The organism is Streptosporangium roseum DSM 43021, from assembly GCF_000024865.1.
In the GTDB taxonomy this organism is placed as follows: domain Bacteria; phylum Actinomycetota; class Actinomycetes; order Streptosporangiales; family Streptosporangiaceae; genus Streptosporangium; species Streptosporangium roseum.
The window spans coordinates 2,975,847-2,989,749 of the sequence record NC_013595.1 but is presented as its reverse complement, the minus strand read 5'-3'; the positions used below and the strand labels follow the sequence as shown (position 1 = coordinate 2,989,749).

The window sequence follows — 13,903 nt, the reverse complement described above, 5'->3', positions numbered from 1 at the left end:
CGCGCCATGGCGCCTGTCCGCCCGCCCCCGGCGGTCAGTCGGACAGGCCCCGGCGGTCAGTCGGACAGGCCCAGGCGGTCGTGGAGACGGCGCAGCGGGGCCGGCGCCCACCAGTTGGCGGGACCGGCCAGCCTCATGAACGCCGGGACCAGGATCGCCCGGATGACCGTGGCGTCCACGAGGATGGCCACGGCCATGCCGACGCCGAGCATCTGGACGAACAGCACCTGGGCGGAGGCGTAGACGGCGAAGGAGAGCGCCAGGATCGCGCCGGCCGCCGTGATGAGGGGGGCGCTGCGCTGCAGGCCCGCCGCGACCGCCGAGGGGGTGTCACCGGTGCGCCCGTACTCCTCCCTGATCCGCGACAGCACGAACACCTCGTAGTCCATCGAGAGTCCGTAGGCGATGCAGAACATCAGGATCGGGATGCTCGGGTCGAGGCTGCCGGTGGGGGTGAAACCGAGCAGCCCGGACAGGTTGCCGTCCTGGTAGACCCAGACGAGCGCGCCGAACATCACCGACAGGCTCAGCAGGTTCAGCACGGTCGCCTTCAGCGGGATCAGCACGCTGCCGGTCATCAGGAACAGGATCACGAAGGTCACCGCGAACATGACGGCGAGCAGCAGCGGCAGCCGGTCGACCACCGAGGTCCGGTAGTCGGCGAGCTCGGCCGGGTAGCCGCCGACCAGCACCCCGAACGGCGCCGGGACCGCCCTGACCTGCTCGACGAGGCGGACCGGATCGGCCTCCATCAGCTCGGCCGAGGGCACCACCGACAGCCAGGTCCCCTCCGCTCCGGCGAACCGTGCCGGGTCCCCGTCCCCGATCCGCCGCCCCGCCGCGAACGAGCCGGCCGCGGAGTCGACCTGCGCCACGCCGGGCAGGCGGGACAGCGTCGTGGCGTAGCCCGCCACGTCCACCGCCGGGCCCGTCGAGACGATCTGCAGCGCGTCGGTCTCCTCGGCGGGGAATCCGGCACGGATCACCTCCTGGGTCTGCCGGGCGGGAGCGGACGCGGGCAGGATCCGGTCGTCGGCCACGCCGAAGCGCAGCCCCAGGAACGGCGAGCCGAGCACGAGCAGCGCGAGCGCCGCCGCGCCGCCGTAGACCACCGGCCTGCGCATGACCCGGGTGGCCAGCGCGTGCCAGAACCCCTCGGCGCGCTCACCACGGTCACGCTTGGGCAGCACCCGGCGGCCCACCGCGGCCAGGATCGCCGGCAGCACGATCACCGCGCCGATCACCCCGCCGGCGACGACCGCGATCCCGGCGTAGGCGAAGGAGCGCAGGAAGTCGAACGGCAGCGCCAGCAGCACCGCGACGGAGGCGGCAACGGTCACGCCACTGAAGATCACCGTCCGGCCCGCCCGTTCCACGCTGCGCGCGACGGCCTCGTGGAGATCATGGCCCCGCGCCACCTCCTCCCGGAAGCGGGAGATCACGAACAGCGAGTAGTCGACGCCCAGACCGAGCCCCATGGCGAGCGTGAGGTTCAGCGCGAAGGTGGAGATGTCGGTGAACAGCAGCGCCCCGCGCAGCAGGGCCAGCGTGGTCACCATGGCGAACACGCCCACCAGGATCGGCAGCAGGGCGGCGACCGCGCGGCGCAGGAACAGCCAGAGCAGCACGAAGACGAGCGGGAAGATCACCATCTCGGCCCGGACGAAGTCCTGCCGGGCCTGCGGGACGGTCTGCCGGAACACCTCCTCGCCGCCGCCGGACCTGACCGAGATCACCTCGTTGCCCCTGGTCAGCCGGGGGACCAGCTCCGGCAGGATCCGGGAACGGACGGCGTCGGCGTCGCCGGGGATGCGGGCGACGACCAGCGCGTGGCGCCCGTCCTCGCTGCGCAGGGTCGCGGGACGGCCCCGCGTCCAGTAGGAGGCAGCCTCGGCGACGCCGCCGGAGGCGGCCAGCTCCCGTGTCAGCGCCTGCCCGGCGGCGGCGACGGCGGGGGTGTTCACGTCGCCGCCTCTGGCGGTGACGAGGAGGATCAGGTCCGCGCTGCCGGTGCCGAACCGCTCGGCCAGCTCGGCTCCCGCCCGGTCGGACTCCGAGCCCGGCGCCTCGAACCGGGCCAGCGACAGCCCGCCCACCGCTCCGGCCGCCAGCACGGCCATGGCGAGCGTCGCCAGCAGGGACACGACCATCACCAGCCGCCTCCGGCGGACCAGCAGGTGACCCAGGCGGCGCAGGGGCGGAGGAGCCGGTGGCGCCGCGACGGCGCGCACGTCAGTTTTCATGATCGTCCCCGAAAGTCGGTAAACTACTCGTGTTTTATGATCCGAGACAGAAATACAAGTAAATGCTCGCATTTGTCAACGGCAGGCCGGTGCCCGCCGAGGCGACGCATGACCGGGGAACGGGGTGGCGCATGCCCGAAGAGCAGCGCACGGTGAGGCGGCAGGCGCGTGGCCTCAGGCGCATGGAGGAGATCCTCGACGCGGCGGAACAGGTGATCGCCGAGGTGGGATACGCCGAGATGACCACCAACACGGTCGCCGCGCGGGCGGGGATGTCCCCGGGCTCGCTGTACCAGTTCTTCCGCAACAAGGACGAGATCCTGCAGGGGCTGCTCAGCCGGTTCACCGACGGGCGGCGCGAGCACTGGGAGACCCGGCTCACCGGCGACGTCGCACGGATGCCCCTGCCGGAGATGATCGACCGGCTGATCGACGAGATCGTCGCCTACAAGACCACCCGCCCGGCCTACTGGGCACTGCTGCACGGCTCGTCCACCGGCGACCGCCTGGCGGCCGCCTCGGAACGGCTCCACCTGGGGATCGCCGGACAGCTGGCCGAACTCTTCGGACTGCGCGCCCCCCACCTGGACGGGGAGCGCCGCCTGGTACTGGCCATGATGGCGCTGGCGGCGGTCAAGGCGGCGATGCCCCTGATCACCGCGGCCCCACCGGCGAGATCACAGGAGCTGATCACCGAACTGAAGGCCATGCTGCTGGGCTACCTGACGCCCGCACTAATTCCCTCTTTGTAGATAGGTAATATGGGGTTAGTATCGGGAGCACCACCCCCTGCTCCATGAGGCGAAGATGCGCTTCCACTGGTTTCTCCCGACCACCGGCGACGGCCACCACGTCAGACCCGCCACGACCACGGTCGCGGCGGGGGCGGCTGCGGCCCGGCCCGCGACGCTCGACTATCTGGTCCAGGTGGCCGGAGCGGCCGAGGCCGCCGGCTTCGACGCCGCGCTGACCCCCGTCGGAGCGGGCTGCCCCGACCCGCTGGTGGCCTGCAGCGCCATCGCCGCGCGGACCGGACGGCTCCGCCTGCTGGTGGCCTTCCGGCCCGGTTTCACCCTGCCCACCCTGCTCGCCCAGCAGGCGCAGACCTTCCAGGAGATCAGCGGCGGGCGGCTGCTGCTCAACGTGGTCACCGGCGGCGACCCCGAGGAGCAGCGGGCCTACGGCGACTTCCTCGACCACGACGCCCGCTACGGACGGACCGAGGAGTTCCTGGCCGTGCTCCGGCGGACCTGGACCGGCCGGCGGTTCGACCACCGGGGCGTCCACTACCGGGTGTCGGGGGGCGGACTGGCCACGCCGCTGCCCGGCATCCCGGAAATCTACTTCGGCGGGGCCTCCCCCGCCGCCGAGCGGGTGGCCGCCGCCCAGGCCGACGTCTACCTGATGTGGGGGGAGCCTCCGGCGATGATCGCCGAGAGGGTCGCCCGGATGCGGCGGCTCGCCGCCGAGGCGGGCAGGGACCTGCGGTTCGGCATCCGGCTGCACGTCATCGCCCGCGACACCGCCGAGGAGGCCTGGGCGCACGCCCGCCGCCTGCTCGACGGCATGGACCCCGGCCGGATCGCCGCCGCCCAGGCGCGGTTCGCCCGGATGGACTCCGTGGGGCAGCGCCGCATGGCCGGCCTCCACGGAGGTTCCGCGGATGCGCTCGAGATATCACCCAACCTCTGGGCGGGGGTGGGGCTGGTCCGCGAAGGTGCCGGTACCGCGCTGGTCGGCAGCTACGCGGAGGTGTCCGAGCGCATCCGCGAGTACGGACGGCTCGGCCTGTCGGAGTTCATCCTGTCCGGCTGGCCGCACCTGGAGGAGGCCTGGCGGGTGGGCGACTCCGTCCTGCCCCGGCTGGCCGCCCCCGTCCCCGCGGCATGAGCGCCCTGATGAGACTCCCGGAGATAGTTGTCACCTGCCGGAGACAACTGTCACCAAGATCGACTCTGAGGCCGCGAGGAAGTCGAGTTACGTGTCTGGCCTCCATGAAGTTGGCAGTACGGCACCGAAGTTGGCAGTAGCGCCTTGTACGGCCGAGTGTCGCGGACTGGAGGGTGATGGCTGCCCGGCCTCGGCGGTATGGCCAAGCCACTCAGAGTGCGCGGTCAGGACGCGTCGGACAGCACAGTCCGGGCGAGGTGCGCGGCCTCCTGCGGGGTCAGTCTCGTGCCGCGCAGGAACACCTCGGCGTGCGCGGCCTCACCCAGGACGGCTCTCGTCACCGCCATGATCCGATCCACGTCACCACGTTCGGCGGGCGGCAGCGGCGCGCCCACGCTTCGCCGCGCCGCGTCCGCCGCGCCGAGCAGCAGCGCCGCGCTCTCGGCTCGGCCCACGTCCCCGGACAGCGCCGCCGCGCCCGCCAGCCCTTCGAAAGACAGGGCCACAGCCCGCAGCTCCCCGAACGAACGGGCGACCTCCAGCCCGCGCAGTTGACAGTCCGCGGCCCGCGCCGCGTCCTCGCGCAGCTCAGCGGTGAAGCCCAGCTCGACGAGCAGCAGGTGCTCGCCGGCCGCCGAGGACATGAGCTCGTCGCGGAGCCGGATCAGGTACGCCTCCGCCGCGTCGAGGTCGCCGGAACGGCGGGCCCCGAGGGCGAGCCCCATGACCGCGTGCACCTCACCGTAGACGTAGCCCTGCTCCGTGGCCAGCTGCAGAGCCCGTTCGTGCAGGTCATGGGCGCGATCCCAGTCATGGGAGAGCAGCGCCAGCCGACCGAGCCCGGAGTGGCGAGCGGCGACCTCCGCCGCCAGCCCCAGCTCCTGGGCGATGCGTAGCCCTTCGGTCTGGCGGCGGGCGGCTTCGGTGTAGTCACCCTTGATCTCGGCGAGCGTGGAGAGCGGTGACACGGTCTGCAACTCGCCCCAGCGGTCCCCGAGCTCGCGGAAGAGCGCGGCGCTGCGCAGGCCGTCCCGGGCGACGGCGTCGAGGTCGCCACGGGCCAGCGCGTTCATGGCTCGCAGCCCGAGTACGGCCGCGGTGCCCCATTCATCGGTGGCCAGGAGGTCGAGCGCACGGGCGTTGACCTCCTCGCTGGCGTCCGGGAGCCCGGCGTGGAAAAGGCCGTACGCGTGCAGCCACAACGCCCGGCCCCGCCGTACCGGGGCGTCGATCCCGGAGGGCAGCGACGGCCGTGAGCTGGAGCGGTCGCCTGTCAGCAGCGTGAACGCGCCTTCCAGCACGCGCAGCTCGGCGGCCTCAGGGGCGACGGCGAGCACCGCCGACAGGGCGCGGCGGCCCTCGCTCAGCCTGCCGCGCAGCAGCCACCACCAGCAGAGGGCGGTGGCCAGCCGGGCGGCCGCATCCGGTAGGACCGCCTCCTGGAGCGCCGAGCGGAAGTTGGCGGCTTCCGCGTCGAGGCGGCCGAGCCACGCCTGCTGCCGAGGACCGCGGAGCTGGGGCTCGGCCTGTTCGGCGAGGTCCAGGTAGTGGCGCAGATGCCGCTCGCGGACCCCGGCGAGTTCCTCCGCCTCGCGCAGGCGCTCCGTCGCGTACGCGGCCACCGATTCGAGCAGCCTGTAGCGCGGCCCCGCCGGGCTGTCGGCCATGACGACCAAGGACCGGTCGACCAGGCGCGTCACCAGGTCGAGCACCTCCTCGCGGGGCACTCCGGCCCCCGCGCACACCGCCTCGGCCGCGTCCAGCGTGCAACCGCCGGCGGGTACGGCCAGGCGGCGCAGCACCACCCGCTCCGGCTCGCTGAGCAGCTCCCAGCTCCAGTCGATCATCGCCCGCAGGGTCTGCTGCCGTGCCGGGGCGCCCCGCTGTCCGGCCGTGAGCACCCGGAACCGGTCCTCCAGCCGCGCCGCCAGCTCCCGCGCACCCAGGCCCCGCACCCGGGTCGCCGCCAGTTCGAGCGCCAGCGGGATGCCATCGAGGCGGCGGCAGATCTCGGCCACCGCCTCGCGGGTCTCGCCGTCGAGAGCGAAGCCCGGGGCGGACGCGGTGGCCCGCTCGGTGAACAGCCGGATCGCGTCGGCAGGTTGGAGCGGCTCGACCAGGTACACGGTCTCGCCCGCCAGGCCGAGCGGCTCCCTGCTGGTGGCCAGGACGCCCAACCCCGGTGCGGCGCGCAGCAACAGGTCCGCGAGCTCGGCGGCCGGGTCGACGACCTGTTCGCAGTTGTCGAGCACGAGCAGGATCCGGCGCTCGCGCAGGGCGGCGGCGAGCCGGTCGGCGGGCGCCCAGGGCGTACCGGGGCCCGGCGAGCCGGCTGGGACGTCGCCGCTCAGGCCGAGCGTGGCCGCGACCGCCTGCGCGAGGTCGGCCACGCCCGCGCGCTGGTCGGCGAGCTCGACCAGCCAGACCCCATCGGGGAACTGCGGACCCTGCGACGAACTTTCCAGCGGTGCTCGCGCCGCGATCCGTGTCGCGGCCTCCACCGCGACCCGCGTCTTGCCCACCCCGCCCGGCCCGATCAGCGTGACAAGGCGGGCACCACTGAGGAGCTTGTCGACCTCTTCCAGGGCATTCCGGCGCCCGACCAGGGCGGTGAGCTGGGCGGGAAGATTCGCCCGGGGGCGATCAGGGACGCCAGGAGGCGGGCCGAGCGACGCGTCCTGGCGCAGGATCGCCTGATGGAGCGCGGCCAGCTCCGGGCTGGGGTCAACGCCGAACTCGTCCGTCAGTCGGTGGCGCAGCTCCTCGTACGAGGCCAGCGCCTCGCCCTGGCGACCGGCCAGGTAGAGGGCCCGGAGCTGGACGGCGCGTCGCCGGGTCGGCGGAGTGGGCCCCGGCCGCCAGGGCCCGGAACCGGTCCGCGTCCACCTCGTCGGCTGGGCCGAGGCGCAGCAGGTAGCTCGACGCCTGGTAGACCACGCGGTCGCGGCCGACAGCCCGGCGCAGCTGGGAGACCTTGGCCTGCAAGGCATTGGCGGGGTTGCCCGGCGGCTCCGCCCCCCACAGGTCGTCGACGAGCCGATCGGCGGCGACCGGCCGCCCCTCGTGCGCGAGCAGATCGGCGAGCAGCGCCCTGACCTTGACCTCGAGGACCTTGACCGGCCGGCCCTCGTCGTCCCGCACCATCAGTGGACCAAGCACTCCGAACCACACAGTGGTCACCGTACAGGGCCGGGCGGCGGACCATCAGCGGACCATCAGGCACTCCGAAGCGCTCAGGAGCACAGTCGTCACTGCCACAGAACATGAGAGATCGGACGATGACCATGTCAAGCACAGCGTTGACCTCCCGCCTGTTCGAACCCGCCAGGCTCGGCGCTCTCCACCTGCCCAACCGGCTGGTCATGGCACCGCTGACGCGCAACCGCGCGTCAGCCGATGGCATCCCCGAGCCGATCATGGCGACGTACTACGCCCAGCGCGCGTCCGCCGGGCTGATCATCGCCGAGGCCAGCACGCCGAACGCGGTCGGGCAGACCTATCCCGACATTCCCGCCATCTATAACGACGCGCACGTGGCCGGCTGGCGGCGCGTCACCGGCGCGGTTCGTGCCGCGGGCGGCACGATGTTCCTGCAGTTGCAGCACGGCGGCCGGATCGGCCACCCGGACACCACCGGGCTGATGCCTCTCGCGCCCTCGCCGGTGGCGTTCCCCGACCCGATCTTCACCCCTGGCGGGTCCAGGCCGGGGGTCGTGCCCCGCGAGATGACCGTCGCGGAGATCCGATCCACCGTGGCCGACTTCGCCGCCGCCGCCCGGCGTGCCATCGACGCCGGGTTCGAGGGGGTGGAGGTGCACGGCGGCAACGGCTACCTCATCCACCAGTTCCTGTCGGAGGCCACCAACCACCGTGCCGATGCCTACGGCGGCTCGGCGGCCGGCCGCATCCGCTTCGCGGTCGAGGTGGTCGAGGCCGTCGCCGACGCGATCGGTCCCGCGCGGGTGGGTCTACGCATCGCACCCGGTGTCACGGCCAACGCCATGCGCGAGCACGACATCGAGCGCGTCTATCCCGCGCTCGTCGGCGCGCTGGCGAACAAGGGCCTGGCCTACCTGCACGTCGTGTTCGCCGACCCCGCCCAACCCCTGTTCCACCGCATCCGCGGCGACTGGCCTTCGGTGTTGATCGCCAACCCGGCGCTGCCCTGGCCGACTCCGTTCCCTGCCGACGGCGGCCGGTACGCGGGCGAGCGGCTGCTCGCGGCGGGCGCCGACCTGATCTCGCTTGGCCGGGCGTTCCTGGCAAACCCCGACCTGGTCGAACGGTTCCGTCGGGGCGCGCCGCTCAACCCGGTGCGCACGGAGCACTGGTACGGGGGTGGCGAGCTCGGATACACCGACTACCCGGTGCTGGCCGCCCAGGAAGATCGCGATCCGGTCGTGGTCTGATCGCCTCCGGTAGCGGCACCGGCTGGGTGACATCGCCCGCGGTTACCGCCGGTGAGGATCACGGCCGGCGGGATGCCGGTGGCATCGGTGATCAGGTGGTGTTTGCCGCCGGCCCCTCCCCGATCGACCGGGGACGGCCCGGTCTGCGTCGGTCAGCGGCGGAACGGGCCGCTGACCTCGTAGGTGACGCCGTCGGTCCCGGCGGCGTCGCCACGGGCGCCGCGCTGGGAGGAGAAGTAGAGGCGGCTGCCGTCCGGGGAGAAGGCGGGGCCGGTGATCTCCGATCTGGGGTGGCCGGCGACGCGGAGGAACGGGGTGACCACCCGGTCGGGGGTGATCAGGTTGATCTCCATGTCGCCGCCGTCCTCGGCGATGTACAGGTCCCCGCCGGGGGTGCCGGTGATGTTGTCCACACCGTTCAGCGGGGTGTCGGCATCGTAGACGATCTCCAGGCGCTCGTTCTCCGCGTCGTAGCCCCACACGCGGTTGTCGCCCTTGGTGGTGAAGAAGCAGACGCCGTCGGCGTAGTGGCAGCCCTCTCCCCCGTCGAAGTGCCTGGCCGCGTCGACCTGGTGACGGGTCGCCTCCAGCAGCGCGGCCGGGTTGGGCACCCGCTGCCAGGTCACCGCCCCGGTCTCGGAGGAGGCGCAGAGCACGTCCAGCCGGCCCGACGTCAGGTCGCCCCAGTGGGTCGGCCGGAACCGGTAGAAGCAGCCGTCCGGCTCGTCCTCGGTCAGGTAGACGACCTGCCGGTCCGGGTCGCAGGCGGCGGCCTCGTGCTTGAAGCGGCCCATCGCCAGGCGCGGCATGGCGGCGCGCGAGCCGTACGGGTCGCACTCGAAGACGCGCCCGCGCAGGACCTCCTCGCACGACAGCCAGGTGTTCCAGGGGGTGCGGCCGCCGGCGCAGTTGAGGTTGGTGCCCGACAGGATCCGGTAGGCGCCGCGGACGTCCCCGCCGGGCCCGAAGCCGATCGCCGTCGCACCGCCGAGCAGCGGGATCTCGGAGTTGGACACGTAGATCCAGCCGTCGCCGTCCGGGAAGCACGCGCCGCCGTCCGGGGCGGGGTGCCAGAGCACCCCGCCGACCCGGCGGCCGGTGCGGGCGACGATCCTGCTGGTGAACCCGGGGGGCAGCGCGACCCCGTCGGCGTCGGGCGCGCCGAGCGGGCCATAGGGGCCGCAGGCGCGCAGCGGGGTGGCGTGCGCGGCCCCCTGCCAGAGTGACCCGGCGAAGGCCGCCCCGGCGGCCACACCTCCGGTGCGCACCAACGTACGGCGAAGCATGGCGCCTCCTCGTTGCCCCCACGGTACGCGCCCAGTTGATCGAACTCATGTGAACGGGGTGACCGCCCCGACACAAACTTTCCGGAAACCCGCGGACAAGCGTTTCCCAAAACAGGTCGCCCTATCGCCAAGATCCGCATGCGGCGGCGGCGGGACGTCCAGAGTGGGGCGTACATCGTCGTCGGGACGGGAGCAGCGTTGAGCGAAGGACTGGCGTCCGCGAAATCGATCCTCGAAACCGCCCCCCGGGTGGGCACCCGCAGGGCCCTGGTCTTCCTCGACCCGCCTCCGGACCCCCTGCCCGGACTGCCGCCGGTCTCGGCCCTCGCCGCCGCCCCGCCGGACGTGCGCCTGGCGAGCGCGCTGCGCGCCGAGGGCTTCGCCGTCGACTCCGGGCGCAGCCGGGGGGCGCAGGCCGACGGCGAGCGGGTGTGGGAGTTCCTGCGCTCGGCCCAGGAGCGCGACCTGCTGGTGGTCCGCCTGCCCGGCGACGACGGCTGGACCTCCGGGCAGCTCGGATCGATGATCGGCGCGTTCGGCCGGCAGGCCGGCGAGACGCTGGCGGCCGCCGTACTGCTAATCATGGATTTCGGCTGGAGCGCGCTGGACGGCTCCGCCGCGCCGGTCCGGCAGCTCGCCGTGGCGGGAGAGCCCCGGGTGGCCGCGGCCGCTCTCACCCTGACCCTGAAACTCGGCGAGACGCTCTCCGGCCGGGCGCCCAGCCTGACCGGCGTCCTCGCCGAGGGGCTGGCCACCCGGGCGGCCGACCTGGACGGCGACGGGATGATCAGCGTCGGCGACCTGCATGCCTACGCGCTGCGGCACTACGAGACCGCCTCCGCCCCGCGGACCCCCATCCTGATCGCCTACGGCGCCGTCACCGGCGTCGCCCTGACCCGGGCCCGGGACCTGTCCACCCCGCCCCACGCCGCCTTCGCGCGGGTCCTGGCCCGGCTCGGCGACCCCGCGCCCCCGGCCTCGGGCGCCGAGATCGTCCGGCGGATCTACGAGCTCCACCTGAGCGAGCCGGCCAGGGAGTTGCTGCGCAGGGCCTCCCTGCTCGACGAGGGCGAGTCGATCGACGAGGTCCTCGGCGACGCCGCCGAGCTCCGGCACTGGGGGCTGCTCGGCGAGACGACCATGTTCGTCCATCCGGACGTGCGGGCCTTCGGCTACTCGCGGCTGTCGGCGGCCGAACGCGCCCAGACCTCCGCCGTGCTGCGCCGTCTGCGGGCCGGGCGGCGCGCCGTGCAGCCGCGGGCCAGGCTCACCGCCGACCGGTGGACCACCGAGGACCAGCTCGGGCACCGGGTCTACGCCGAGGCCATCGCCGCGTTCGTCCGCCATCCCGAGACGCGGCCGCCGCTCACGATCGGCGTCAAGGGGCCGTGGGGCACCGGCAAGACCTCCCTGATGCGGATGATCCAGGATCTGCTGGACCCCGGGGCCGCCGGGGACCGCCCCGCGGAGATCCATCTGCCCGGCTCCCGCCGGGACAGGGCCCTGACCAACGCGGAGGTGCTGGCCAGATCCCGGCAGCGGCCCCGGGAGAGCACGGGCCAGGCCGAGCCGGGCGCCCTTCCGGTACGGCGGGCGGACTGGCGGCCGACCGTCTGGTTCAACCCGTGGATGTACCAGAACGGCGAGCAGGTGTGGGCGGGGCTCGCCCACGAGATCATCGGCCAGGTCACCCGGCGGCTGCCCCTCGCGGAGCGGGAACGGTTCTGGCTGGAGCTCAACCTTGCCAGGATCGACCGGGAGGCCGTCCGCCGGCGTGCCTACCACCTGGCGATGACCCGGCTGGTCCCGCTGGCGCTGGGCCTGGTCGCCACCCTGGTGCTCACCGGAGCCTTTCTCACGGCCTCCGCGCTGCTGCCCGCGTTCGGGGCCCTCCTGCGGAACGCGGCCGCCGGGATCGGCTCGGCCGGTTCGGTGGCCGTGGTCGCGGCGGGCGCCGTACGGCTCGCGAGGTTCTTCCGGGAGTCGGCGGACACGGCCTTCCAGGGGCTGGTCCGCCAGCCCGACCTGCTGTCCCCCGGTGTGGCGGAGGGGCTCGCCGCCGAGGCCGTGACCACCCCCGGCTACGGTTCCAGGACCGGCTTCCTGCACCTGGTGCAGACCGACATGCGGCAGGTGCTCGATCTGATCGCCACCGAGGAACGGCCGCTGGTGGTGTTCGTCGACGACCTGGACCGGTGCTCGCCGGGGACGGTGGCGCAGGTCATCGAGGCGATCAACCTGTTCCTCGCCGGGGAGTTCCCCAACTGCGTGTTCGTGCTGGCCATGGAGCCGGAGGTGGTGGCCGCGCACGTGGAGGCCGCCTATCCGGAGCTGGTGGGGACGATGCCGGACGACGGGCGCTCCGGGCTGGGCTGGCGGTTCCTGGAGAAGATCGTGCAGTTGCCGCTGAGCGTGCCGCTGCTGGACGACGCCGACCGGCTGCCCGGCTTCGTGCGGGCGCTGCTGGGCATGCCCGGGATCGCCGGGCCCCGCGAGCCCGTGGAGTGCTGCCTGCCCGGCGGGGCCACGCCCCGGCGGCACGGCCGGCCGCCACGTGCGACGGGGCTCCGGTCAGGTGAGGCCAGCGCGCAGGCGCGCGAGAGCGGGCCGCCGCCGCGCGGGAGCGTGCCGGAACCACGGGGAGCCGTGCCGGAACCACGCGGGGCCGAGGACGAGGCCGTGCCGGGGTCGCGCGCGCCGGTCGACGTGCCGCTCGCCGTACCCAGGTCACGGCCGGTGGAACCGCCGGATCCGGCGCTGGTGAGCCGCCTGGAGGACGCGATCTGGGCACTGCGGCCGACGGCCGCGGACCTGGACGAGGCGGCGAGGCAGGCGCAGGAGATCCTGGGCATCGAGGCCCTGGACGCGATCGGCGGGCTGGCCTCGGCGACGCGTGAGGCGGCCGACCGGGTCTTCGACGACCTCTACAGCGACGAGAACGCCTACCGGGCGATCGAGTTCGTGCTCCCGGTCATGACCTTCTTCAACCCCCGCGAGATCAAGCGCTACGTGAACGTCTTCCGCTTCTACTCCTTCCTCGTCTACCGGCGCACCCTCGCCGGTGCGGCGCCCGCCTCCGACGGCGAGGTGGCCAAGCTCGCGGCGCTGACCATCCACTGGCCCCACCTGCTGTCGCCGCTGGTCAAGGAGGTCGACGGGGTGAGCGTGCTGCAACGGCTCGAACGCGCCGCGGACGACGACCGCGGCTGGGAGCGGACCGTCCGCGAGGCGGGCCTGGCCGGTCCGGAGACCCCGGGCGTCGCCCACCTGGACACCCTGCGCGACCTGCTCTCCTGCCCCCACCCCATCGCCGGGCTCGCCCGCCACCTCCTCTGAGCACCGGAAACCGATCCCCACCGGCCCGCCGTGGCGCCGGAGGTCTACTTGCGATTACGGGAGGAAGGCCCCTGCCACGCGTAGCCGGCAGTTGCAGGATTCTCCTCGTTTCTCCTCGTTCCGCTCGTGTCGCTTCCCTGCCCTCGCGACCACCGGGCATGCCGCGTAAGCCCCCGGGAACGGCAGGGCGCCCCGGACCGCGTGGGTCCGGGGCGCCCTCCCGGCGCCGGGACGATCTAGCGCTGGGCCTCGATCATCCAGTGGTGCTTCTCCAGGTCCTGCGTGATCTCGATGAGGATGTCCTGGGTCACCGGGTCGGGCTCGTCGGTGGCGGTGATGCGCTCGCGCATCCGGCGGATGATGGATCCGAGGATGTCCGTCATGGCGGCGACGACCTTGCCATCGTTGATGTAACCCGTCTCCAGCTGCGGCACCTCTGTCGTGCTCGCGAGCGTGGAGGCCCGGCCATCGGGGTTGGATCCGATGGCCACCGCGCGCTCGGCGACGGTGTCCGCGTGCTTCCTGGCCGCTGAGACGATCTTGTCGAGCTGCAGGTGCAGCGAGCGGAAGTTGTGGCCGATCACGTTCCAGTGGGCCTGCTTGCCCAGGAGCGACAGGTCGAGCAGGTCGACGAGCGCGCCCTGGAGGGCGACGGAGACGACCTTCTTGTCTTCGGGCTTGAGCGGACTGGTGATCGCGGACATGGGATGTCCTCCCCCTGTTTCGACATCAGTTTCCG

General features: G+C 73.2%; 8 protein-coding genes and 1 pseudogene. 4 read left to right on the top strand and 5 right to left on the bottom strand.

Annotated elements, in window-relative coordinates; genetic code table 11:
- Positions 1 to 56 precede the first annotated feature (56 nt).
- Complete coding sequence (locus SROS_RS13320; RefSeq protein WP_043651968.1) at positions 57 to 2,243, bottom strand: MMPL family transporter; 2,187 nt, start codon at positions 2,241 to 2,243, stop codon at positions 57 to 59.
- 62 nt (positions 2,244 to 2,305) lie between these two features.
- Here SROS_RS13320 and SROS_RS13315 point away from each other — a divergent pair, with 62 nt between their 5' ends.
- A complete protein-coding gene (locus SROS_RS13315) occupies positions 2,306 to 2,995 on the top strand; it encodes a TetR/AcrR family transcriptional regulator (protein WP_012889454.1) in 690 nt (229 codons plus the stop codon).
- 55 nt (positions 2,996 to 3,050) lie between these two features.
- Positions 3,051 to 4,133, top strand: coding sequence for an LLM class flavin-dependent oxidoreductase (locus SROS_RS13310; protein WP_012889453.1), 1,083 nt, complete (start codon positions 3,051 to 3,053; stop codon positions 4,131 to 4,133).
- Between the two features lie 224 nt (positions 4,134 to 4,357).
- Here SROS_RS13310 and SROS_RS53855 read toward each other — a convergent pair whose 3' ends face one another.
- Positions 4,358 to 7,123, bottom strand: a complete 2,766-nt coding sequence (locus SROS_RS53855) for an ATP-binding protein (protein WP_281048010.1) — start codon at positions 7,121 to 7,123, stop codon at positions 4,358 to 4,360.
- Between the two features lie 10 nt (positions 7,124 to 7,133).
- A pseudogene (locus tag SROS_RS53850) lies at positions 7,134 to 7,277 on the bottom strand (hypothetical protein); the annotation flags it as partial.
- Between the two features lie 140 nt (positions 7,278 to 7,417).
- Here SROS_RS53850 and SROS_RS13300 point away from each other — a divergent pair.
- Positions 7,418 to 8,542: an alkene reductase gene (locus SROS_RS13300; RefSeq protein WP_081453411.1), complete on the top strand. Its 1,125-nt coding sequence runs from the start codon at positions 7,418 to 7,420 to the stop codon at positions 8,540 to 8,542.
- A gap of 152 nt (positions 8,543 to 8,694) precedes the next feature.
- Here SROS_RS13300 and SROS_RS13295 read toward each other — a convergent pair whose 3' ends face one another.
- Positions 8,695 to 9,828, bottom strand: a complete 1,134-nt coding sequence (locus SROS_RS13295) for an alkaline phosphatase PhoX (protein ID WP_012889451.1) — start codon at positions 9,826 to 9,828, stop codon at positions 8,695 to 8,697.
- 198 nt (positions 9,829 to 10,026) lie between these two features.
- Between SROS_RS13295 and SROS_RS53845 the strand changes: the two genes are divergently transcribed.
- The gene (locus SROS_RS53845) at positions 10,027 to 13,164 is read left to right on the top strand and encodes a KAP family P-loop NTPase fold protein (protein WP_043651961.1); all 3,138 of its coding nucleotides are present in this window, start codon (positions 10,027 to 10,029) and stop codon (positions 13,162 to 13,164) included.
- A 236-nt stretch (positions 13,165 to 13,400) separates the two neighbouring features.
- Here SROS_RS53845 and SROS_RS13285 read toward each other — a convergent pair whose 3' ends face one another.
- Positions 13,401 to 13,868 carry a Dps family protein gene (locus tag SROS_RS13285; RefSeq protein WP_012889449.1) on the bottom strand — a complete coding sequence of 156 codons (468 nt, stop codon included), beginning with the start codon at positions 13,866 to 13,868 and terminating at the stop codon, positions 13,401 to 13,403.
- Positions 13,869 to 13,903 lie beyond the last annotated feature (35 nt).